15 protein-coding genes are annotated in these 23110 nt (G+C 68.3%); all 15 read right to left on the bottom strand.

What is annotated here, in order from left to right:
- Window positions 1–4: 4 nt before the first annotated feature.
- The 15 genes from AC3ERS_RS11500 to AC3ERS_RS11430 all read right to left on the bottom strand — a co-directional run bounded on the left by AC3ERS_RS11500 (window position 5) and on the right by AC3ERS_RS11430 (window position 23095).
- Window positions 5–1552: an acyl-CoA carboxylase subunit beta gene (locus tag AC3ERS_RS11500; RefSeq protein WP_431966779.1), complete on the bottom strand. Its 1548-nt coding sequence runs from the start codon at window positions 1550–1552 to the stop codon at window positions 5–7.
- Window positions 1549–6843, bottom strand: coding sequence for a polyketide synthase Pks13 (pks13, locus tag AC3ERS_RS11495; RefSeq protein ID WP_431966421.1), 5295 nt, complete (start codon window positions 6841–6843; stop codon window positions 1549–1551). The genes AC3ERS_RS11500 and pks13 overlap by 4 nt, the downstream gene beginning before the upstream one ends.
- 110 nt (window positions 6844–6953) lie before the next feature.
- Complete coding sequence (gene fadD32 / locus AC3ERS_RS11490; RefSeq protein ID WP_431966419.1) at window positions 6954–8873, bottom strand: long-chain-fatty-acid--AMP ligase FadD32; 1920 nt, start codon at window positions 8871–8873, stop codon at window positions 6954–6956.
- 197 nt (window positions 8874–9070) lie between these two features.
- A complete protein-coding gene (locus tag AC3ERS_RS11485) occupies window positions 9071–10090 on the bottom strand; it encodes an LLM class F420-dependent oxidoreductase (protein ID WP_431966417.1) in 1020 nt (339 codons plus the stop codon).
- Window positions 10091–10257: 167 nt separating this feature from the next.
- Entirely contained in the window at window positions 10258–11241 is a 984-nt protein-coding gene (locus AC3ERS_RS11480) for a cutinase family protein (protein ID WP_431966415.1), read from the bottom strand.
- The gene (locus AC3ERS_RS11475; protein WP_431966413.1) at window positions 11238–11786 is read right to left on the bottom strand and encodes a DUF732 domain-containing protein; all 549 of its coding nucleotides are present in this window, start codon (window positions 11784–11786) and stop codon (window positions 11238–11240) included. Before AC3ERS_RS11475 ends, AC3ERS_RS11480 begins: the two co-directional genes overlap by 4 nt.
- Before the next feature lie 101 nt (window positions 11787–11887).
- Window positions 11888–13765: an alpha/beta hydrolase-fold protein gene (locus AC3ERS_RS11470; protein WP_431966411.1), complete on the bottom strand. Its 1878-nt coding sequence runs from the start codon at window positions 13763–13765 to the stop codon at window positions 11888–11890.
- Window positions 13766–13940: 175 nt separating this feature from the next.
- The gene (locus AC3ERS_RS11465) at window positions 13941–14975 is read right to left on the bottom strand and encodes an alpha/beta hydrolase (RefSeq protein WP_431966409.1); all 1035 of its coding nucleotides are present in this window, start codon (window positions 14973–14975) and stop codon (window positions 13941–13943) included.
- Between the two features lie 334 nt (window positions 14976–15309).
- Window positions 15310–15537, bottom strand: coding sequence for an alpha/beta hydrolase-fold protein (locus AC3ERS_RS11460; RefSeq protein WP_431966407.1), 228 nt, complete (start codon window positions 15535–15537; stop codon window positions 15310–15312).
- 58 nt (window positions 15538–15595) lie between these two features.
- Window positions 15596–16594: an alpha/beta hydrolase gene (locus tag AC3ERS_RS11455; RefSeq protein ID WP_431966405.1), complete on the bottom strand. Its 999-nt coding sequence runs from the start codon at window positions 16592–16594 to the stop codon at window positions 15596–15598.
- A gap of 413 nt (window positions 16595–17007) precedes the next feature.
- The gene (locus AC3ERS_RS11450; protein ID WP_431966403.1) at window positions 17008–18063 is read right to left on the bottom strand and encodes an alpha/beta hydrolase; all 1056 of its coding nucleotides are present in this window, start codon (window positions 18061–18063) and stop codon (window positions 17008–17010) included.
- Between the two features lie 300 nt (window positions 18064–18363).
- Window positions 18364–19449, bottom strand: a complete 1086-nt coding sequence (locus tag AC3ERS_RS11445) for an alpha/beta hydrolase (protein WP_431966401.1) — start codon at window positions 19447–19449, stop codon at window positions 18364–18366.
- A 272-nt stretch (window positions 19450–19721) separates the two neighbouring features.
- Window positions 19722–21650: an arabinofuranosyltransferase AftB family protein gene (locus tag AC3ERS_RS11440; RefSeq protein ID WP_431966399.1), complete on the bottom strand. Its 1929-nt coding sequence runs from the start codon at window positions 21648–21650 to the stop codon at window positions 19722–19724.
- Window positions 21651–21654: 4 nt separating this feature from the next.
- Window positions 21655–22581 carry a decaprenyl-phosphate phosphoribosyltransferase gene (locus tag AC3ERS_RS11435; protein WP_431966397.1) on the bottom strand — a complete coding sequence of 309 codons (927 nt, stop codon included), beginning with the start codon at window positions 22579–22581 and terminating at the stop codon, window positions 21655–21657.
- Window position 22582: 1 nt separating this feature from the next.
- Window positions 22583–23095, bottom strand: coding sequence for a phosphatase PAP2 family protein (locus AC3ERS_RS11430; RefSeq protein WP_431966777.1), 513 nt, complete (start codon window positions 23093–23095; stop codon window positions 22583–22585).
- Between the last annotated feature and the right edge of the window lie 15 nt (window positions 23096–23110).

Below are 23110 nucleotides of genomic sequence, written 5' to 3'. Positions count from 1 at the left end.
CGAATTACAGCGGCAGCAGATGGTGCTTGCGCGGGTTGCGCGCGAGCTGCTTGTCCCGCAGCAGATGCAACGCCCTGCGTAGCTCCAGCCGGGTGCTGGACGGCTCGATGACGGCATCGATGTATCCGCGCTCGGCGGCCACCCACGGCGTCGCCACGGTCGCGTTGTAGAAGTCGATCATCTGCTTGCGCACCGCGGCGCGCTGCGCCTCCGGCGCGGCCTCGATCTGTTTCGCCCCGATCAGGCTCACGGCGCTCTCCGCGCCCATCACCGCGATGCGGGCCGTCGGCCAGGCCAGGTTCACGTCGGCGCCGAGCTGCTTGGAGCCCATCACCGCGTAGCCGCCGCCATAGGACTTGCGAATCACCACCGTGACCTTGGGCACGGTCGCCTCCACGAAGGAGAACAGGAAGCGTCCGCCGCGCTTGATGACGCCGATCTTCTCCTGCTCCACGCCGGGCAGGAACCCGGGCGTGTCGACCACGAAGACGAGCGGGAGCTCGAAGGCGTCGCAGAGCCGGACGAAGTGCGCCGCCTTGTCCGAGGCGCGGGCGTCGAGCGCACCGGCGTACACCATCGGCTGATTGGCGACGACGCCGACGCTGCGGCCGTCCACCCGGGCGAAGCCGGTGATGATATTGCGCCCCGCGCTCGCGCCGACCTCGTGAAAATCGCCGTCGTCGAAGATGCGCAGCAGGATCTCGTGCATGTCGTAGCCCGCGTTGTCGGAGTCCGGCACGAGCGAGTCCAGCTCGCGATCGGTGTCGGTGGGCTCCGGCTCCAGGCCGGGATTCACGATCGGGGCCAGCTCCTGGCAGCTCGTCGGCAGGAAGCCGAGGTACTCGCGCACCCACTGGAACGCGGCCGTCTCGTCCTTGGCGACGTGATGGATGTTGCCGTACTCGGCCTGGCTCTGCGCGCCGCCCAGCTCCTCGAGGCTCACGTCCTCGCCGGTGACCTCGCGGATCACCTTCGGTCCGGTGACGAACATGTACGCCTCTTCGGTCGCCACCACCACATCGGTGTTGATCGGGGCGTACACCGCGCCGCCCGCGCACTTGCCGAGGATCATCGAGATCTGCGGCACCAGGCCGGACAGCGGCTCCTGGCGCCGACCGAGTTCCGCGTACCAGGCCAGCGAGGTGACGGCCTCCTGGACGCGCGCGCCGCCGGAGTCGTTGATGCCGACGACCGGGCAGCCGACCTTGGCGGCGTACTCCAGGATGTAGGCGACCTTGCGGCCGAACATCTCGCCGACCGACCCGCCGTACACGGTCTGGTCGTGGGAGAACACCGCCACCGGTCTACCGTCCACCAGGCCGTGTCCGGTGACGACGCCGTCGCCGTACAGCGCGGCGGGATCACCCGGCTTGCGCACCAGCGCGCCGAGTTCCACGAAGGTTCCCGGATCGATCAGCATGTTGATCCGGTCGCGGGCGCTGGGAATACCTTTCTTGGCCCGCTTCGCGACTCCCGCTTCCCCCGCCGGTTCCTGCGCCAGTTCGAGACGTTTACGCAGGTCGGCGAGTTTTTCGGCAGTAGTGCTCACTATGCGCCTTTCGCCTCGATTTCCCCGAGCTTCGCGGTCAGGTCGGTACCGATCCTGCCGATCCGCGGCTCGTCGACGATCTGCAAATGATCACCGGGAATGTGCACGATCTCGAGGCTCTCGATGTACTCGTCCCAGCCGCCGTTCGGGCGCCGGTCCGCGTAGCGGGGCTCCAGCTCGATGGCGCCGTCGTGGTAGCGATCGGCGAGGTAGAGCACGACGTCGCCGTCGTAGCGACTCGGCTGGATCTGTTGCAGCGCCCGCTGTTCGATCCAGGAGGTGCGCTGGTGTTCGAGTACGCCGCCCGGAATCTTCGCACCGCTCATCTTGATGAGGTCGGTGATCATCTTGTACTGCTCTTCGTCACTGGCGGCGGCCAGTTCTTCGATCTGCCCGCGATCCAGCTCGCCGGGGACGTTGTAGGTCTTCCTGGCGAAGACCTGGAAACGCTCGATCCGGCGCACCCGCTCGGCGGGGCTGTTGTCCTCGTTCTGGACCGGGATCGCCAGGTCGATCAGGCCGACCAGCCGCACGTCCGCGCCCTCGGCCCGCAGCAGCTGCGCGACCTGCAGCGCCAGGACCGCGCCAAGCGACCAGCCGTACAGCACGTACGGTCCGTTGCCCTGCAACTTGCGCAGCTCGGGCAGGTACTGGCGGGCCCGCTCCTCGATGGAGCCGTCGACTCGCTCGAAGCCGTACATCGGCGTGTCGGCGGGCAGCCGCTTGAGCAGCGGCTCGTACACCAGGGTGTTGCCACCGGCGGGGTGGAACACGAAGACCGGCACCGCGTTCGACCCCTCGGCGCGCGCACGCAGCGGCCGGACGAAACCGTCCACGTCGGCGCCGCTGTCCTGGAGCTGGCGCACCACGTCGGCCAGCTGTTCGATCGTCTCGCAGTCGAGCACGTCGTCGAGGGTGACCTCGGCACCGACCCGCTCGGTGAGGCGAGCCGCCAGCTTCTCGGCGACCTCTTCCTCCAGGATCGGCAGGGTGTTGAAGATGCCGCCCGCCGACTTGCCGGTGACGACCGCCCAGCTGGCGAAGGTCAACCGCTCGGCGGCGTCGCGCGGCGGCACATCGTCGTCGGCGGCGGAGCTCTCCGTCTGGCCGCCGAACACCGCGGCCGCCTCGGCAGGAGCGACGGCCGGGGTCGCCTGCTGCGCCGCGGCGGCAGGAGCGGCCTGCGGCGCCGCGGCGGCCGATTCGGCTTCGGCGACGATCTTCTCCGCCTCGGCCTGGACCGTGGTGTTCTCGGCGTCCAGCCCGGGCACCGGCGCGCCCGCGGCCTTCACCGCCGCGGCCGGGTCAACGCCCGACTCCAGCGCCGAACGCGCCGCCGCGAGAACATTGCCGTCGACGGCGATCTCCTCACCCGCGGCCTGCTTGTCGGCGATGGCCTGCACCTCGTCGCGGTGCTCGATGGCGTAGCGCAGCACCTTGCCGACCTCGTTGAGGTTGGCGTCGCGCACGGCCTGGATCTGCAACTGCGGGATGTCGAATTCGTACTCGACGCGGTTCTTGATGCGCATGGCCATCAGCGAGTCCAGACCCAGCTCCATGAGCGGGATCTCCATCGGCAGGTCCTCGACGGCGTAGCCCATGGACTCGGCGACGATGATCGCCAGCCGATCCTCGATGGTCTGGCTGCCGTGGGGATCCCAGCGGTCGCCGAAGGTCTCCACGACCTCGGCCTCCGCCACGGTCGCCACAGCGGTCTCGGTGACCGGTTGCGCCACAGCGGTTTCCGGCAGCGCGGCGCCGGAGGTGACAACGGCCTCGAACAGCAGGCGGAAGGCGTTGCCCTCCTTGGCGTGTACCTGCGCCGACGCGCCGCCGAGGTGCGGGGTCAGCGTGGTGGTCAGCGTTCCGGCGGCGGGCAGCGCGGCGTGGGTGATCGAAGCACCCACCGCGACATCGCTGAGCACCTGCGCCGCGGCGGAATTCACCAGCGCGGCCAGATCGGTGACGACGCCCGCCTGCACCTCCCAGACGTGGCGGCCGTCCGGCAGCGCGACGTGCGCACCGGGAACCCTGGTGTTGCCGCTGCCGCTGGACATCCGGCTCTGCGGCCAGAACTCCTTGCGCACGAACACCGTTCGCGGCACATCGGCGTACTCGCCCGCGGGCAGCAGCGAGGACAGGTCGACGGCGTGGCCGTGCACGTAGAGCTGGGCCAGCGCGGAGATCACGCCCGCAGGCTCGTCTTCCTTGCGCTTGAGCGTCGGGATGAGCTGCGCGTCGTGCAGCCCGGCCGCGAAGGTGGTGCCGAGAACCTGCATCAGCGCAACGGAATTGGGCGCGAGCTCCAGGAACGTGGTGTGCCCGGAGTCCACCGCGAGCTTCACCGCGTTGGTGAAGTACACGCTGTGGCGCATGTTCTTGACCCAGTAGTCCTCGTCGTGGATCGGGTCGTGGCCGGGACGGTAGAACTGCTCCTTGTTCACCGTCGAGTACAGGCCCGCCTTCATGCGGGTCGGCTCGATGCCCGCCAGTTCCGCGGCCAGCTCGCCGAGCAGCGGATCCATCTGCGAGGTGTGGCCCGCGCCGCGGGTCTGGAGCACGCGGGCGAACTTGCCCGCCTCCTCGACCTTGGCGACGATCGCCTGCACCTGGTCGGTCGGGCCGCCGATCACCGTGTTGGTCGGCGCGGCGTACACCGCGACCTCCACGTCCGGGTACTCCGGCAGCATGGCCTCGATGTCCGCGGCGCTCAGTTCGACGAGCGCCATGTTGCGCACGTCAGCGTCGGTGATCATCGCCTCGCCCTCGCCCATCAGGCGCGAACGGGCGCAGATCACCCGCACCGCGTCCTCGAGCGCGAGGCCGCCCGCGATGTACGCGCCCGCGACCTCACCCATCGAGTGGCCGACGACGGCGGTGGGCTCGGCGCCGTGCGCGCGCAGCAGCGCGGCGAGACCGATCTGGATGGTGAAGATGCCGACCTGCGAGGTGCCGACGTTGTAGTCCTGGGCGTCGTCCAGGATCAGCTCGCGCACCGAGTAACCGGCCTCGTCCTGCACCAGCTCGTCGACCTCGTCGACGGTGGCGCGGAAGATCGCGTTCTCCAGGTAGAGCTGCTTGCCCATCTTGCGGTGCTGCGCGCCGAAACCGGCGAGCACCCAGACCGGGCCCTGCGCGGCGGGAGCGTCGGCGGTGAACACGCCGGTACCCGGCTTGCCCGCGGCGATGGCGCGCAGACCGGCGATCGCCTCCTCGTGCGTCTTGGCGAGCACGACGCCGCGCGAACGCCAGTGGCTGCGCTTGGCCAGCGAACGGGCCACGTCGGCGAGCGGGACGTCGCGACCCGCGCCGGACTCCAGCCAGTCGGCCAGCACGGCGGCGGCGCGCTTGCGCCGGGAGGGCAGGTAGCCGGACACCGCGAGGATCACCGGCAGCGGCTCTTCGCGGTCCGTCGACCACTCGGCGGGCGCCTCCGCGGCTTCCGCCCCGGCCTCGGCGACGATCTCGGTGGCCTCCGCGACCACGTCGGTGGTCTCGTCGTCCAGGTTCTGCTCAGCAGAAAGCTCGGAGGACGCAGCCTCAGCGGGCGCGGCAGCGGCCGCCACGTCCTCCTGAAGTGCGGGCGCGGCAGCGGCCGCCACGTATTCCTGAAGCACGACGTGCGCGTTGGTGCCGCCGAAACCGAAGCCGGAGATGCCGACGGTGGCGACGCCGCTGTAGCGCGGGAACTCGGTCGGCGCGTCGACCACCTTCAGGTGCGCCTGCTCGAACGGGATGTACGGGTTCGGGCCCGCGTAGTTGAGGTTCGGCGGAATGACGTTGTGCTGGAACGCCATCACCACCTTCGCCAGGGCGGGCACGCCCGCGCCGGACTCGAGGTGGCCGAAGTTGGTCTTGGCCGAACCGAGCAGCGCGGGCTTGTCGGCGTCGCGGCCGCGGCCGACCACCCGGCCGAGCGCGTCCGCCTCGATCGGGTCGCCGATCAGGGTGCCGGTGCCGTGCGCCTCGATGTAGTCGACGGTGGAGGGCTTGATGCCCGCGTCGCGGTAGGCGGCGCGCAGCACGTCGGCCTGGGCGTCCGGGTTCGGCGCGAACAGACCGTTGGAACGGCCGTCGTTGTTCACCGCGGAACCCTTGATGACCGCGTAGATCTTGTCGCCGTCCCGTTCGGCGTCGGCCACGCGCTTGAGCACCACGAGGCCGGCGCCCTCGGAGCGGACGAAGCCGTCGGCGTCGGCGGAGAAAGCCTTGATCCGGCCGTTCGCGGCGATCGCGCCGTTCTTCTCGAAGCCGAGCGTGGCCACCGGAGCCAGGATCATGTTCACGCCACCGGCCAGCGCCAGGTCGGCGTCGCCGTCGCGCAGCGCGCGCACAGCCTGGTGCACGGCGACGATCGTGGACGAGCACGCCGTGTCGACGGTGACCGAGGGGCCGCGGAAGTCGAAGAAGTAAGAGACGCGGTTGGCGATGATGCCCGTCGACGCGCCGAGCAGCGCGTAGGCCTCCGCCGAGATGGGCAGGTTCGGGTCACGATCGCCGAGACCGAGCGCGGCGATCAACTGGAAGTCCTGGGTGGACGAGCCGACGAACATGCCGACCGACTCGCCCTTGAGCTCGCTGGCCGGAATCCTGGCGTGCTCGAGCGCCTCCCAGGTGAGCTCCATCATCAGGCGCTGCTGCGGGTCGACCCGCTCGACCTCGATCGGCGACATCGCGAAGAACTCCGCGTCGAAGCCCTTGACCACGTCCTGATCCAGGTAGCCGCCGAGGGTGTTGCTCCCCTCGACGATCTGCTTCATGTTCGGGTCGGCGGTGAACTCTTCCCAGCGACCTTCCGGCAGCTCCCGGATCGCGTCGCCGCGATTGATCAGGAACTCCCAGGTCGACTCCGGGGTGTCGCCCGCGCCGGGCAGCCTGGTGGACAGACCGACGATCGCGATGTCGTGCGCCTCGCCGGGGGTGTAGCCGGCGGTGTAGAAAGAGTCGTCGGCCGACTCCTCGGGCGCCTCGGGCTCACCGTTGACGATGACCTCGGCCAGCGACGCGATGGTCGGGTGCTGGTAGACGACGGTCGCCGTGAGCACCACACCGGTGAGTTCCTCGATGTCGCCGCCGAGGGCGAGGGCGTCGCGCGAGGCGAGCCCGAATTCCTCCATCGGCCGATCCACCGTGATCTGCTCGATCGGCTGGCCGGTCGCGTCGGCGACCCAGCGGCGCAACCACTCTCGCAGTTCGTTCACCGACATGTCGGCGGTGGCGGGCGCGGCCGTGCCTTCCGTGGCGGCGGACGCGGTTTCGGTCGTCTGGGTGGGCGTGCCCTCGTTGTCAGCCATCAATTCCTCAAGCTACCTGTCTGCGTACCGGGCGCGCCGTGGATTGACGCTCGGCGTGGATGAGATCCGCGCCGAGCGTCGATGATCGGCCTCTAACTCACCCTGGGCAATTACTCTTCCGGTGCATCGGGGAAAGCCTGCTGGGTGTAACCGCCCCGCAAGGTTCCCTCCAGATAAGCAGTCTTGCAGGCGCGCCGGGCGATCTTGCCGCTGGAGGTGCGCGGGATCGAGCCCGCGGGCACCAGCAGCACGTCGCGCACGGTGACGCCGTGGCGCTGCGAGACCGCCGCGCGCACCGCGTCGGCGATCGGCAGCGGATCGGCCTTGCCCGCGCCAGGCCCGCGCTCGCCGACGATGACGAGCTGCTCGGAGGCGTCGTCGGCGTCGAAGGACTTCAGGCCCGAGTGGCTGCCCTGCTCGAAGACCTCGGCGGGCAGCTGGTTGGCGGGCACCGCGAACGCGGCGACGAAGCCGGGGCGCAGCGCCTTGCTGGCTTCCTGCGCCGAGTACTCGAGGTCCTGCGGGTAGTGGTTGCGGCCGTCCACGATCACCAGGTCCTTCACGCGGCCGGTGATGTACAGCTCGCCCTCGAAGTACACGCCGTAGTCGCCGGTGCGCATCCAGTGCGCGTCGGACTCGGCGCCCTCGGTGTGGCTGCCCTCGACGAGCGGCTCGGTGATCTTGTTCTGGAAGGTCTTCGCGGTTTCCTCGGGCCTGCCCCAGTAGCCGATGCCCATGTTGTTGCCGTGCAGCCAGATCTCGCCGACCCGGCCGTCGGGCAGCTCGTGGCCGCCGCCGTCGTTCTCGACGGTCTCCGGGTCCACGATCACGGCCCACTGCGACCGGGCCACGTAACCGCAGGACACCTGCGCGATGGCGGCCTCGGCGTCCTGCTCGACCTTCACCATCCGGCCGGCATTGAGCTCGTTGCGGTCCACGTAGACGACCTTGGCCTCGTCCTCGGCCTTGGTCGCCGAGACGAACAGGGTCGCCTCGGCCATGCCGTAGCAGGGCTTGATGGCGGTCTTGGGCAGGCCGAACGGCGCGAAGGCCTCGTTGAACTTCCGCATCGAGGAGGTGGTGACCGGCTCGCTGCCGTTGATCAGGCCGATGACGTTCGACAGATCCAGCGACTCGCCCGGCTTCGGCAGACCGCGCGCCGCGGCGTGCTCGAAGGCGAAGTTCGGTGCGGCGGCGAAGGTTCCGGCGCCGTCGGAGACCGCGGCCAGTTCCTTGATCCAGCGGTACGGGCGGCGCACGAACGCGCTCGGCGACATGATGGTGATGTACTTGCCGCCCACCGCGGGCAGGATCACCGTCAGCAGGCCCATGTCGTGGAACAGCGGCAGCCAGGTGACGCCGCGCGAGTTCCAGTCCAGATTGATGGAGTGGACCATCTGCAGCAGGTTGGTGCCGACGGCGCGGTGGGTGATCTCCACGCCGGCCGGTACCCGGGTCGAGCCCGAGGTGTACTGCAGGTAGGCGATGTCGTCGATCTTGATGTCCGGGCGCACCCAGGTCTCGCCGACGCTGTCGGGGATCGCGTCGACGGCGATGATGCGCGGGCGCTGCGCGGCGGGTAGCGCGCGGAAGAACTGACGCACCCCGGCCGCGGAGGAGCTCGCGGTCAGGATGGCGGAGGGCTCACAGTCGCCGAGCACGGCGTGCAGGCGGTCGGTGTGGCCGGGCTCGTCCGGGTCGAACAGCGGCACCGAGATGGTGCCCGCGTAGATGGCGGCGAAGAAGGAGACCACGTAGTCGAGGCCCTGCGGAGCCAGGATCGCGACACGGTCGCCCCGCTTGGTCACCTGCTGCAGTCGGGCGGCCACCGCGCGCAGCCGGACACCGAATTGCTGCCACGTCAGCTCGTGTACCTCACCATCGCGTTCCCGCGAGTAGTCGATGTAGCGGTACGCGAGCGTGTTCGCGTCGTTGCGGGTGTGCTTCTCGACGTGATCGACCAGGGTGTGATCCTCGGGAATACGGATGTTCCCGGTCTCGTCCAGGTAGTCGTCGAAAGTCTCGTCCATTCCTTCTTCTCCTCCGAGGCACACGCAGCAAGACGGCGGCACCGCCGCCCGTCACCTACCTGTGAGGCCCCGACTCGCTTTCGCCCGCGGGTGCTCTTCGTCTTAGAGCCGAACCTGCAGATTTTCACGCGGTCTGCGCGGTGACCGCTATCGGCTAAATGTTCTCAAACCAGAGTCATGTTACAGAGAAGACCGGGTCACTCGTCCCGCAGCAGGGGGATAACCGGTGCGAACGCGTCCATCTGGGTGGGGAACACCCCGACATACGACATCGAAGTGAGTTGTCGCACACGACGGATCTGTTCGGCGATCTCCTCGAACGTTCCGATCGCCACGTAAGGCGAATTCAGAATGTCCTCGACCGAGAGCTTGGTGTCCACCTCGAGATCGGGGTGCAGACCGCGCTCGATGGCCGAGAGCGCCATCTCGGCGGTCTTCTCCCGATCGTCGGTGATGACGATCGCGGTGATGGCCCAGTTCAGCTCGATCTGATCGAACCGCTCGCCCGCGGCCTCCTTGATCAGATTCACCTTCTCGATGGTCTTCTCCATGGTGATGCCGGAGAGCAGACCCTTGCCGTTCTTGGTGGTGACCGGAACGACGGAGATGATGTCGGCGTGCTTGGCGGCCAGGCGCAGCATCTTCGGTCCGCCGCCGCCGGTGCAGATCGGCGGGCGCGGGCCCTGCCGCGGACGCGGGGTGCCCTTGATGCCGTTGACCTGGTAGTACTTGCCCTCGAAGGTGCATTCCTGACCGCGCAGCAGCACATCCAGAATGGTCAGCGCCTCGTCGAGCTTGGCGAGACGCACGCCCGGGGAGTCGTAGACCAAGCCCGCGGCCTGGTACTCGTCCTGCTTCCAGCCCGCGCCGAGGCCCACCTCGAGACGGCCCTTCGACAGCACGTCGATGGTGGCCAGATCCTTGGCGAGCACCACGGGGTGCCGGAAACCGTTGGCGAGCACCGAGGTTCCGAGGCGGATCTTCTCGGTGGCCTGGGTCAGTGCGCCGAGCGCGGCGATCGGACCGATCTGGTCACCGAGGTGATCCGGCACGACGAAGGTGTCGTAGCCGTACTCCTCGGCCTGCTGCGCCGTCTGAACGAACTTGCGGGCTCCGCCCTCTTGCTTGTTCCCCTCGCCCGCAGCCGCGAAGCGAAAAGGACGCAACGGGGTGCCCAATGCGGTCAGCTCACCGGCCGTGGCGGCGGCTTGTGTCATGAACTCATGCTCCTGGCTGTAAGGAAATGCGGCGCGAATCCCGCCCCCGATACTGGGGGGTAGTCGCGATCATCAGCGCACTTTACAACGTACCGACGAACTCCCGTGCGTTTGCGGCGGCACGGACTGGCCGAACACACGCCTGCGTCCGCGTGGTTTGTGCCATCTCACGAATGCGGCGGTCGAGGGGCTCCCTCGATCAGACCGCTCGCCCAGCCCGCCGTCCACTGCGTCGCCGTGGTGCCGTTTCCGTCCACCACGAATCCGTTGTAGAGAGCGTGCACCGGATTCCCGACCGCGCGCACCAGCGTGACCACACTGGGAATCCAGTTCACCGGATTCAGCGCTTGCTGCGGTGAATCACAGATCAAATCGCCTGGGGCGCAGATGGTGTATGTGCGGTCGGCGAGCGCGCCGAAACCGCCCCGCGGACCAGTCATCGTGATGCCCGGTACCTTCAGGCCCGCCAGCGCGACCTCGGCGCCGACGCCGGGCGGCGGCGTACCGACCGGGATGGCCCCACCGGGTTCGGCGCCGGCGACGCGGCGACCGTCGGCGATCAGCGTGACGCCGAGCACCCGATCGGCCGGAACCGGACCCTTGCCCGCCCCGATCTGCGCGGCGATATCGCCCGCGATCACCGCACCCTGCGAGAACCCGGCGATCACGTAGGTGGTCAAGGGGCATTCACGGGCCCGCTCGGTCATCGCGTCGACCATCCGCTGGGCGCCCTCGGAGCGGCTGTTGTTGTAGGACTGCTGGCCGTCCGGCGGGATCGCCACCGGGTTCGAGAACTGCGCCACGTACGGCACGGTGTAGACGTCGACCCGCTCGGCGGGGAACTGCTGCTGCACCGGACCGGAGATGTTGAGCATCAGCGACAGCGGATTGGCCGCCGGGTTGTGCGGGTCGTCCGTGCTGTTCGACTCCCACGTGCCCGGCACCGAGATCATCTGCACGTCCGGACAGGTGGCGGGCTGTGACGTGGGCGGCGTCGGCGGCTCGGGTCCCGGTTTCGGCACCCGCAGCCGTCCGGCCAGCAGGAACCACAGCAGGATCACCACGACGACGATCAACGCGATGACCGCGAGTAACACCAGGCACCCCGCCGGCCCTATCCGGCGGGGTCTCGAACCGCGACGCGCACTCACTGGCAGTAGTTCTGCTTGGCCGTCTGGATGTAGATCTGCCCGGCCTGCTCCACCGACATCTTGGCCGGGTCGAAGGACGGATCGGAACCGGCCATGGCATTGACGAACGTGGTCAGATCAGCCTCGGAAGCGCCCGCGGCGACACCCTGGCAGACATAGCTGCCGATGCTCAGCGCGATGTCCGGGCTGGACGGTGTCACGCCCTGCGCCTTCAGCGCGTCGAGAAACTTGCGGTCCTTTTCGGTGAGGTTGGAGGTGTCCGCGGGCGGCACCTCGTTGGTCGGCACCGGCTGCGGGCGCTCCGGCGCGGCGGTGTCGGCGGGCGGCGGTGCCTGCTCGGGGGCGGGGGCCGGCGTGCTCTGGTGGCCCTCGTGGCTGCCCTCGGCGGGACTGGTCGTCGCGGCGGCAGGCTGCGACGCAGTCGTGGTCGGCGTCAGCCTCGGCGTGCTCGTCGCGGTCGAGTCGTTGTCACCGCAAGCGGCGAGCAGGCCGGTAGCGGCGATCGCCACGGCAACGCCCAGTACCTTTCCACGGGTCCGATGCATGAATTTCTGTCCTCGATCTGTCGGCAAGGGGGATCGGTCGCCCCCAGGGTAATGGCAACGACCGGCCAGCCGCCGTCAGTCACCCGACAGACCGGTCGGAATCAAAGGCCGTGAACCTCCGATTTGCCATCACGCACCGTGATGAACCCGACTTGGAAGTTCTGCCGCACCCCGCCGGGAATCGCGAATTCGTCGCTGATCGGATAGCCGAGTTTGCCGTGCTCGAAGCCGACGCCTTGCCAGGCGTCCAGCACGGGTCCGTTGCGCACCGCCCACGCGCCGGAGAGCGGACTCCAGTAGACGTTGCCGCCCTCGAATCGGCTGTAGCGACCGAGATCCTTCAGCGGAAGTTCCTCTTCCGCAGGGAAACCCAGCCAGCTGTTCTCGTAACCCAGCTCGGCGTACTTGGCGAGGATCAGGCCCTGCACTCGGTGCACGCCGGTCTTGGCGCTGTAGTAGAACGGGCCGGCTTCGAACGCCTGCACCGCGCCGTCCTTGTTCGGCGTCTTGACCTCGGGCGCGGTCGGATAGCCCGCCGGTCCGCGCTCGAAGCCCTGTCTGCCCCATTCGTCGAGGATCGCGCCGCGCACCACTTGGGCGCCGGTCTGTGGCGTCCAATACAGCGAGCCGTGCTGGAACGGCTGGAACCGTCCGCGGCCGTCGGGCAGCGCGCGTTCGGCGCCGGTCGGCAGCCCGAGCGGGCCCGCGGGTCCGTGCGCGGCCTGGTAACCGCCGCCGATCATGCCCGCGACCGCGTGTGCCCCGGTCTCCGGCGAGAAGAACATGCGGCCACCGCGGAACTCCTGCGCGACGCCACCCGGCACCTGGTACTCCGCGGTGAGGCACTCGCCCAGCCAGCCGTTCGCGGCCAGCGCGGCGCCGATCGGTTCCGCGGGCGCGCACGCGGGCTTGCTCGCTTCCACCCCGAGCGCGGACGCCGCCTGCGTCCAGGACTGGCGCATCTCGAAATCCCAGTACGGCCACGTGTGGGTACCCGAGGCGCGGTAGTTGACCTGCGCCGGAATGGACAGCTGGGCCAGCTTGGCGACGAAGTTCTCCGAGGTGAGCCGGGACAGGACCTCCAGGCCCATACCCGCGTAGTTGGTGCTCACGCCGGGGATGATGCCCGCGGCCTGATCGAACGGCCCGGTCGTGCCGCTGCCGCTGGAGACGTAGAGGCTGATGCCCTTCAACCGGTCGGCCAGCGTGTACGGGTCGTGGTTCTGCCACTCCTGGCTGGTCGGCGGGCCCCACATCGCGGCCGAGTCGAAACCGCCCGCGTCGCGCATGGCGTACTCGATGGCCTGTGGCATGCCGAGCGTGGTCGTGGTGAGGAAGCCCGAGTACGAGGCGGCGTATTTGGCGAAACCCGGATTGCGCCCGGCGAGGAACATCGCCGCCGTGCCGCCCATCGAAAGACCTTGCATGCCACGCACATCCGTGGCTCGCCACTGGCTCTCCAGCAGCGGCGGCAGCTCCTTGGTCAGGAACGTCTCCCACTTGTAGTTCCTGCCGTTGTCCGGCTGCAGCCAGTCGGAGTAGAAGCTGGACTGGCCGCCGATCGGCAGCACCACCGTGACGTTCTTGTCGGTGAAGAAGTCGACGGCGCCCGCGTCCTTGGTCCAGCCGCTCTCGTCCTCGGTGGCGCGCAGGCCGTCGAGCATGAACAGCACGGGGAACCTGGCGTCCGGCCGAGCGTTCCATTCCCTGGCCAGCAGCAGCTGCACCTGCACCGGCGCGCCCATGGACGGCGAGTTCACCCACAGCGCCACCCGGCGGTCACCGAGCCAGATCACGTTCTGCACCGAGGCCGCGGCGGGCACGGTCGCGGGCTGGGCCGCGGCGGGCGCGGTCAGCGGGGTGGTTCCGGCGGCGAGTGGTAGCACCAGGGCGGTGGCGAGCAGGGCGAATCGGCCGCGCGTCGTGCGTCCGCCGCGACGACGTGCCTTCCCCCATTTACCACACGCAACTTCAGCCACGAGAGGTGTTTCTACTCCGGCAAACCCCCAGTTCCCGGTAGACGCGCCCGTAGCAAACCGGGGTGTCTGATTTCTCCGGTTGCCTTACGGCGTGTCGGGCGGCCCGGCGAAAACGACGGCGCCGCCGCTTCCACGAGGAAGCGGCGGCGCCGTGCCGTTGTTCAGTGCGCGGAGATCACCAGGCGCCGGTGGCGTCCAGGATGCCCTTGCGGGAGTTCCACAGCTGGCCCTCCCAGTACTTCCACGAGTGGGTACCCGCGGCCGGGAAGTCGAAGAAGGCCGGGATGCCGAGCGAGCCGAGGCGAACCTGGAACGCGCGGGTGTTGACCAGCGACAGGGCCTCGAGCGCCATCGCGTTACCGGTGTTGAACAGGCCGACCGGCGAGTTCGGCCGGTCGAACTGACCGGGCAGACCCGACGCCGCCGAGATGTACATCGGCAGGCCCTTCAGCTGCGGCGCGAACACGAACGGGTCCATCCGCAGCCACTGCGGGCTCCACGGCGCGGCCATCGAGTCGACGTTGTAGCGGCCCGCGTCCAGCATCGCGATGCGGATCGCCTCGCGCATGCCCGGCGCCGAGATGTTCAGGTAGCCGGAGTAGGAGCCGGCGAACTTGAACTGGTCGCGGTGGTAGGCGGCCAGGGCCAGCGCGGCGCTACCGCCCATGGACAGGCCGATGACCGCGTTGTTGTTCTTGGAGACGCCGTAGCCCGCGAGGAAGTTCGGCAGCTCGTTGGTCAGGAAGCTTTCCCACTTGTAGGTGGTCTTCTGACCGTTGGTGTTGCTGGGCGCGTACCAGTCGGTGTAGAAGCTCGACTGGCCGCCGACCGGCATCACCAGGGTGATGTTGTCGTTCTTGAACTGGTCCATCGCGTTCGTCTCGAACGACCAGGCATTGCGGTCGTCACGAGCGCGCAGGCCGTCGAGCATGTACAGCGCCGCGTTGCCGCCGCGCGATGCCCACTGCACCTGGACCTTGATCGGACCCATCTGGGACGGGACCATCAGCTCTTCGTAGCCACCCGCGGGCGCGCGCAGCACCGGCGCGTGCACGGGAGCCGCGGTGGCGACGGTCGGGGAAGCCAATCCGGCGGCGATCGGAAGCGCCAGTGCAGCCGCACCGACACCCAGAATTCGATGACGCCAACCACGAGGTGCGCCTTGCCGACCCGACTTGACACTCGGCGCGGCGGCCCTGCCGAAACGCATGAATCCTGCTCACTTTCTGCTGTTGCGGTGTCGCCATGCCGATCCGGCGAGACGACACCCGTGCTGCCAACGACGCGCGTCACACCCATGCCGGTTCCCGACATTCCGGCATCAATCGACGGCGCTACAACGATCTGGTCACACTTGCGCTCGCAGGAGGATATTCGACGTCCGAATCCTTAGCAAGGCTGCGGTCGGCCGGGTGGCCGAAATCCGCCCGCGCACAATCTGTGATCGTGCGGTGACCCTACCGCGTTCCAGCAGTGATGTCGTCCCCGACCGTCGATTTTGTTACGTAATCCAGAAGTGATCGATATCGTCCGTCACCGAAGGATTACCCGCGCGGGCGGAAATGGGCCGACAGAACGCCGCCGTACGGCGTGCGATCCGGCAGCATTGCCGGGCGCATCGCTTCGCGCACGCCGGGCCTCGAGAGATCGAGCACACCCGAGAACGATCCGGCGAACTCGAACCGACCGCGATGCGGCGCGGCGAGCGACAGCGCGGCGCTGCCGCTCGCCGAGAGCCCGCCGCCCGCCCGGCGCACGCGGTACCGGGGCATGCACCGGAGCGGCGGTGGCGACCGTCGGGGGTCGCCCCCCGACGTCGCATTTGTTACGTCATCCAATATGCGCGCTCATATCGGGCAACATCGCGAGCACCTGATCGTTCCAGTAAGGCCAGCTGTGCACGCCGATCTCCGGGTAGTTGTAGATCACGTTCGCACCGCCCAGGCTGTCCATCTTGGACTGGAAAGCGCGGGTGTTGGCCAGCGCGAGCGTCTCCAGCGCCCTGGCGTTGTTGAGGTGATACAGGTCGATCGGAGCATTGATCACGTCACGCGGGCCGCTCATGCCGCTTCCCGCCGAGATCCAGAGCCGAGTTCCGTGCTGCCGCAACAGTTGTGCGAACATGAACGGGTCGTGGCGCAGCCAGCGCGGATCCCACGGCGGCCCCCACATGGCGTCGATGTTGAAACCGCCCGCGTCGAGGAGCGCCAGCCGCAATGCCTCGCGCATGCCGGGCGCCGAAATGTTCAGATATCCGGAATACGAACCCGCGTAACGGAATTGGTCGGGGTGATAGGCGGCCAAGGCGAGCGCGGCGCTGCCGCCCATGGACAGACCGAAGACGCCGTTGCCGTTCGGGTTGAAACCGAGCCGGTCGCGCAGCGCCCAGCGCAGATTCTCGGTGAGGAACGTTTCCCAGGCGTAGGTGATCGCCTGGCCGTTGGTGTTGCTCGGCGCGATCCAGTCCGAATAGAAACTGGACTGGCCGCCGATCGGCATCACCACGTTGATGTTCCACTGCGTGAGGACGCGGGAGATGTCGGTGTCGATCTCCCAGCCGCTCAGGTCGTTGCGGGCGCGCAACCCGTCCAGCGCGTAGACGACGCGCTGGGTGTTGCCGTCGGCGGCGCGGAAGATCCGGTTCTTGATCGGGCCCATGCTGGAGTCGACCCAGAAATCGAAGCCCGCCGGATCGAAACTCGCCGCGGCCGGGGCGCTCAGCCCCGCGCTGGCCGCGCCGAACGGCACCGCGAGGGCGAGTGCCAGACCGGCGACCGAGCGCCGTAACCACCGTTGTGAAGTCCGTACCCCGGCAACCGCACCGCTCATGCCTGCGCCTCGCTGACGCTCGGCTCCAGCATGCGCGCGGCCCGCCGGTACATGATTCGCTCACTGCATTCACTCATCGCGTCAACTCGCATCGACCAGACCTTTCGCCCGCGCGGTCACCGTTGACCGCAACCGTCGTGCATGAGGATCGCCACTCGGCGCCGAGAACCGGAGGAGCGCAGGTTTCGGCGGTACTGCTCTTCTATATGCGGGTATTCGAAGCAGAGGCCCCCGAGACGCGCTGCGATATCGGATCGTGACCAAAACCGGACATCGGCCCGTTCGCCCCCGCAGGGGACGCTTACGGGTGCGGGAGTCGGTAGACGTTCATCCGCTGGCGACCGCTCAGCCAACGCGGAAAACAAAAGGACCGCCCGGAGCCAGGTGGCTCCGAGCGGTCCTCTGCGTAGCGCTCAGCCGATGTTCGCGGACAGGTCGGGAAGCATGCGGTTCGCCTCTTCGGCCCAGTTGTTCCAGGCGTGAATGCCGTACGCCGGGAAGGAGTAGACGGCGTTGCCGCCACCGAGCGTCGCCATGCGCGCCTGGAAGGCCCGGGTGTTGACCAGCGCGAGCGCCTCGAGCCCCATGCCGTTGAGGGTGTTGAAGCTCGGCGAATCGGTGGCCGAGGGCAGGCCGCTGGCCGCCGCCACCCACAGGCGGGTGCCGTTGCGAATCAGGTTGGGCGCGAACACGAACGGGTCCATCCGCAGCCACTGCGGGCCCCACGGCGGCGCCATCGAGTCCACGTTGTAGCCGCCAGCGTCGAGCATGGCCACGCGGATCGCCTCGCGCATGCCGGGGGCGGAGTTGTTCAGGTACCCGGAGAAGGAACCGGCGAAGCTGAACTGATCCGGGTGGTAAGCCGCCAGGGTCAGCGCGGCGCTGCCGCCCATCGACAGACCGAACACACCGTTGCGGTTCGGATTGAAGCCGAGCCGGTCGCGCAGCGCCGAGCGCAGGTTCTGGGTCAGGAAGGTTTCCCACTGGTAGCGGTAGCTCTTACCGGGACCGCCCGCGAGCGCGTTCATCGCGCCGGAGCCGGAGCTGGAGCCGGAACCCGCGGGGATGCCGAGGAATTCGCTCGGCGCGTTCCAGTCCGCGTAGAAGCTGGACATGCCGCCGACCGGCATCACGACATTGATGTTCCAGCTGGCCAGGAGCGCGGGGACGCCGGTCTCGATCTCCCAGCCGTTGAGGCTCTCGGGAGCCCGCATACCGTCGAGGATGTAGACCACCCGGTTGGTGTTGCCGTCCGCGGCGCGCACGACGCGGGACTTGATCGGGCCCATGCCCGAATCGACCCAGAAGTCGAAGGCCGCCGGATCGAAGGCCGCCGAGGCCGTCGCCCCGGTGCCCGCTACGGAAACCCCCAGGGGCGCCAACATCGCGACCGCGATTCCGAGTGCCCACTTCCGCGTCCACGATCCGGACGACGTTCTACGGGCGCGTTTCCAGCGGACATTACGCATTCGACTAGACCTTTCCCTCGACGACCGGACGAGGGCAAACAGCAAGCAACTCGACCGGCCCCCTCATCAGGCACCAAGATCACCCGTCCGCGCTGAAAACGGATGCTTCGACCTCTGTGCATGCTCTCTGTGTATCAATCGACAACGGATGCTTCTATGTTGCTGGAAAGTGATACAAGCCACAAGGATTCGTGATTTCCCCGCTGCCGATTCGTTGTCGACCCCGCTTGCGGCCCGCTCGGCGCACGAAAAAAACCGCCCGGCGCGGTGGCGCCGGGCGGCTTCGGGTCGAACGTCGAATCAGCCGATGTTGGCCGAGAGGTCCGGAATCATCCGGTAGACCTCGGACTCCCAGTTGCGCCAGTTGTGGATGCCGACGGGCGGGAAGCTGTAGGTCACATTGCTTGCGCCCAGTGTCGCCATCCGTACCTGGAACGCCCTGGTGTTCACCAGCGCCAGCGCTTCGAGCGGCACGCCTTGGACGACGTCCAGCGGCGTGTTCACGTCACCCGCGGCGGGCAGGCCGCTACCCGCGGCGATCCACAGGCGGGTGTTGTTGGCCTTGAGCTGCGGCGCGAACACGAACGGGTCCATCCGCAGCCACTGCGGGCCCCACGGCGGCGCCATCGCGTCGATGTTGTAACCACCGGCGCTCAGCATCGCCGCGCGCAGCGCCTCGCGCATGCCGGGTGCGGAGACGTTCAGGTAGCCGGAGTAGGAACCGGCGAAGCTGAACTGATCCGGGTGGTAGGCCGACAACGTCAACGCGGCGCTGCCGCCCATCGACAGACCGAACACACCGTTGCGGTTCGGGCTGAAACCGAGCCGGTCGCGCAGGGCCCAGCGCAGGTTCTCGGTCAGGAAGGTCTCCCACTTGTAGGTGTTGACCTTGCCGAGGGTCTCGTTCCAGCCGGACGAACCGGTCATCGAGGAGCCCGCGGACGAGCCGGTGGGGCCCGAGCCGGTCGGGATGCCGAGGAAGGTGCTCGGCGCGTTCCAGTCCGCGTAGAAACTCGACGGGCCGCCGACCGGCATGACCACGTTGATGTTCCACTTGCTGAGCTCGCGGGCGACCTCGGTGTCGATCTCCCAGCCGTTCAGGTCACCGCGGGCGCGCATACCGTCCAGCGCGTACACCACGCGATTGGTGTTGCCGTCGGCCGCGCGGAAGATGCGCGACTTGATGGGGCCCATGCTGGAGTCGACCCAGAAGTCGAATCCTTCCGGGTTGAACGCCGCGGATGCGGTGGCGCCCCCACCTGCCACCGACGCCCCGAGCGGTAGCACGATGGCCATCGAGACCAATACCGACTTCTTGAGCCATCCACCGGCTCTTCGAGCACGCGGGCGACCAGCCCGCGTGTTGCGCCCGATCACGCCTCGCATCTTGTATTCGGCCTTTCCCTGTATATGCGACCGAAGAGGGCCGCGACTCGACGGAGACCGCCGGTCTTCGTCCACGACGAGTGGACACCCCGGCGGGCGTACCGGATGAGCCTAACCCGCCATCGATGCCAGGGCGTTATCAAAAAGAGATAGAGCGTTGTACGCCACGTTGATGAGAACTTGACCAGAAAGCACTGGGCCCACGGTCATCCGTGGGCCCAGTGTGGCTCTAGAGATCGGTGTGACTCCCCAGCGCGGTGTGACTCGCGAGCTCAGTTCGGTGGCTGCGGGAAAGGATCGACCAGCCCACAGCGCTCGATCTCGTACTTCGGCACCCGATCGATCCGGTACTTGGCGAACGACAGCGCGTTGCGCAGGTTGTGCCGGAAGCGCTCGAACGTCAGCGGATCGCGCGAGGACACCAGCAGCGCCTGGGTCTCCGGGCAGGACATCGCCGTGCGAGCCTGGGTGACCCACTTCTCGTCCAGGTACCAGGGCATCCACGGCTTCCTGTCGACCATGCCCGCGTCCACGACGACCCAGTCCGGGTACAGGCTCTTGTCGTGGCCGATGCGGCCGTCCACCAGGCGCTCGGTGTGCGCGGCCAGCGGATAGGCCAGGCCCATCTGGTCGATGACGCGCACGTCGAGCGGGACGTTCATGCTGGTCATGCCGAGATTCAGGAAGTACACCGTGTGCCCGGTCCCGCCGTCGGGGATGGGCTGCGGCGGCGGCGCGATGTACCAGAACATGAAGGACGGCGAGTTCAGCAGCAGGCCGCCGTTCGGCGTCTCCTGGATGTTGTTCACCATGGCCCGGATGCGCGGATAGTCGAGATAGTCCGAGGCCCGGATCGGGTGGTCGTGGCCGGTGTTGAGCACGTAGTAGACGCGCTCGTCGACGATGCCGGACGCGCTGATCTTGGTGCCTGTCTTGATGGCCGTGGTGCCTGAGGCGAACAGCGCCCAGCCGAGCGTGCCGAGCCAGGCGATCAGGATCACCGCGAACGACCAGTTCACCGCGCTGAGCCCGCCCTCGGGCAGCCGCAACGGGATCACCGCGACCGGAAGCAGCAGCAGGAACAGCTGCGGAAGCAGCATCCGCCCGTGCATGAAGTCGCCGCCGACCCGCAGCGCGTAGACGGTCAGCAGGAACCCGCTGACCAGCACCAGGGTGACCACCGCGGCGGGCGAGCGCAGCCACGCGCTGAACCGGCTCAGCCGCCCCTGCGCCGCGGCCGACGCACCGCTCGCCGGCGGCGCATCCGTCGCGCGCGCCGCGACGACGCCGACGATCAACAGCACGAGCAGCGGAATCCACAGGAAGTACGGGCCTACCAGGTCCCAGAGATAGGTGAAGCCCTGGCTCCACTTCGCCCCGCCCGCGTCCTTCGCGACAGCGGTGTTCGGGTAGGGCAGGCCGTAGTAGCCCATTCGCCAGATCTGGTAGCCCAGCGGCACCAGGCCCGCCACGGCGACGATGCCCGCGCGCAGCACGATCGGGCGGAACCGGGTCTCGGGCAGCGGCGCGAAGAAGATCATCAGCAGCGCCAGCGCGCCGACCAGCGTCATCTCCGGCCGGATCAGCGGAGCCAGTCCGGCGAAGAACACCAGGCCGAACAGCCCGGCGAGCCGCACCCGCTCGGCCTGCGCCCAGCGCAGCATCAACCACCACAGCGCGCCGAGCCAGCAGATGACGAGGCCGCTCTCCAGACCGGAGGTGGCGTAGTCGCGGGCGGGCGGCACCGCGATGTAGACCAGCACGCCCGCGGGCAGCAGCAGCGCCGACTTCGTGCCGCCCCACAGGCGGGCCGTGCCGAGCATGGCGAACACCATCGCGGCCACCGAGAGCGTCAGCGCGATGCCGAGCACCACGTACTCGAGGCGCGCCTGGGTCAGCCAGCTGAAGAACCAGACGATGTAGGTCCACGCCGTGCTGGTGTTGGTCTCCACCCGCTCGTCCATGTTGAACACCGGGCCGTAGCCCGCCATCAGGTTGCGCACGGTACGCAGCACGATCAGGCCGTCGTCGGCGATCCAGCGCCGCTGCCAGCCGCCGACCGCGAAGAGCGCCGCGGTGAGCGCGATCCCACCGACGAACGTGGCTCGGGATAGGCGGTCGAACGACGAGGCGGAGCTCGCCTGCGCGTTGGCAGGGCGTTCCGCCTCGTCTTCAGTTCGCTCCGCTCCCTCTACCAACATCTCGTCAGGTGAGATAGACAGCGACACCTACCGCTCCGATCCAGGCGATTGCGAGGAACTGGAGGACGCGATCCCCCAGCGCGATCTCTTCGGGTTCTCCGGCCTCGCCACCGTCGACGTCGACCGCGTAACGCAGGATTGCGATGGTAAACGGGATCATCGAGATGGCGAACCAGGTGGTGTCGTTTGCTCGATCCTGCTCGAAGGCCCACAGCCCGTAGAACACCACGACGGCGGTGGCCGCCAGCGTCCAGATGAAGCGCAGGTAGGTGGGCGTGTAGTACTCGAGCGACTTGCGGATCTTGGCGCCGGTGGCGAGCGCGATCTGCAGTTCGGCGTAGCGCTTGCCCGCTGCCATGACCAGCGAACCGAACGCCATGACCAGCAGGAACCACTGCGAGAGCGGGATGTCCGCTGCCACGCCACCCGCGACGGCGCGCAGTAGGAAGCCGCTCGACACGATGCAGATGTCCAGCACCGCTTGGTGCTTGAGCCCGAAGCAGTAGGCCAGCTGGATGGCGATGTAGACCGCCATCACCACCGCCAGCTGCCAGGCCGCGAGGAACGAGCCGACGATCGAGCCGATCAGCAGGACCGCGGACAGGCCGTAGGCCAGGTTCACCGGGACGACGCCCGCCGCGATGGGGCGGAACCGTTTGGTCGGGTGGGCCCGGTCGGCCTCCACGTCCAGCGCGTCGTTGACCAGGTAGATGCCCGAGGCCGCCATGCAGAACACCACGAAGGCGACTCCGACATGGGCGAGCACGTCGATCTCGGTCACCGAGCCCGCGGCGAGCGGGGCGGCGAGCACGAGGACGTTCTTGACCCACTGACGCGGCCGGCAAGCCTTGATAAGACCGCCCGCCAGCGTCTTCGGCGGACCCTTGACAACGGCCTCGGCCAGATCGGCGCCGGTCGGCTCTTCACTCATGTCAACCAAGGCCTTTTCGTGTGCGGTCACTATCAAGTCTCTTTTCGGCGGCTAGCAAGGCAGCGGCGGACGCGGCACCGAGCGCGGATCCGGCGAGCACGTCGGAGGGATAGTGCACCCCGAGTACGACTCGGGAGAGCAACATCGGTGGTACGAGCACCGCAGGCAAGGGTAGCCCGGTGAGTCTGCCGAGCAACACCGCAGCCGCCGTCGTGGAGGTGGCGTGCGAGGAGGGGAAGCTCAGCTTGCTCGGCGTCCCGACGTTGACCTGCACCGACGGATCGTTCGGGCGCGGGCGCCTGACCACGCGCTTGATCACGATGGAGGCCGCGTGCGCGCCGACCGCGCCCACCGCGACCCCGGCCCACTGCCGCCGCCGCGGCTTGTCGAGCAACCAGCCGGCGGCCGCGATGCCGACCCAGCCGAGCGCGTGCTCGCCGAAGTGCGACATGCCGCGCGCGGCCGAGACGACCGTCGGGTTGGTGCCGATGCTCGCCTGCACGGCATTGATGATCGCGACCTCCGGTGG

The sequence above is a fragment of the Nocardia sp. bgisy134 genome (genome assembly GCF_057708325.1).
Note: the sequence above shows the minus strand (reverse complement) of the source record. Positions and strands in the feature narration are given on the sequence as shown.

Excerpts from the sequence above, each read along its gene's own strand:
- AC3ERS_RS11460 (WP_431966407.1), bottom strand. The coding sequence starts at position 15,537 with ATGCCCCGGTACCGCGTGCGCCGGGCGGGCGGCGGGCTCTCGGCGAGC.
- AC3ERS_RS11475 (WP_431966413.1), bottom strand. The coding sequence starts at position 11,786 with ATGCATCGGACCCGTGGAAAGGTACTGGGCGTTGCCGTGGCGATCGCC.
- AC3ERS_RS11435 (WP_431966397.1), bottom strand. The coding sequence starts at position 22,581 with ATGAGTGAAGAGCCGACCGGCGCCGATCTGGCCGAGGCCGTTGTCAAG.
- AC3ERS_RS11450 (WP_431966403.1), bottom strand. The coding sequence starts at position 18,063 with ATGCGTAATGTCCGCTGGAAACGCGCCCGTAGAACGTCGTCCGGATCG.
- fadD32 (WP_431966419.1), bottom strand. The coding sequence starts at position 8,873 with ATGGACGAGACTTTCGACGACTACCTGGACGAGACCGGGAACATCCGT.
- AC3ERS_RS11445 (WP_431966401.1), bottom strand. The coding sequence starts at position 19,449 with ATGCGAGGCGTGATCGGGCGCAACACGCGGGCTGGTCGCCCGCGTGCT.
- AC3ERS_RS11455 (WP_431966405.1), bottom strand. The coding sequence starts at position 16,594 with ATGAGCGGTGCGGTTGCCGGGGTACGGACTTCACAACGGTGGTTACGG.
- AC3ERS_RS11465 (WP_431966409.1), bottom strand. The coding sequence starts at position 14,975 with ATGCGTTTCGGCAGGGCCGCCGCGCCGAGTGTCAAGTCGGGTCGGCAA.
- pks13 (WP_431966421.1), bottom strand. The coding sequence starts at position 6,843 with ATGGCTGACAACGAGGGCACGCCCACCCAGACGACCGAAACCGCGTCC.
- AC3ERS_RS11440 (WP_431966399.1), bottom strand. The coding sequence starts at position 21,650 with ATGTTGGTAGAGGGAGCGGAGCGAACTGAAGACGAGGCGGAACGCCCT.
- AC3ERS_RS11485 (WP_431966417.1), bottom strand. The coding sequence starts at position 10,090 with ATGACACAAGCCGCCGCCACGGCCGGTGAGCTGACCGCATTGGGCACC.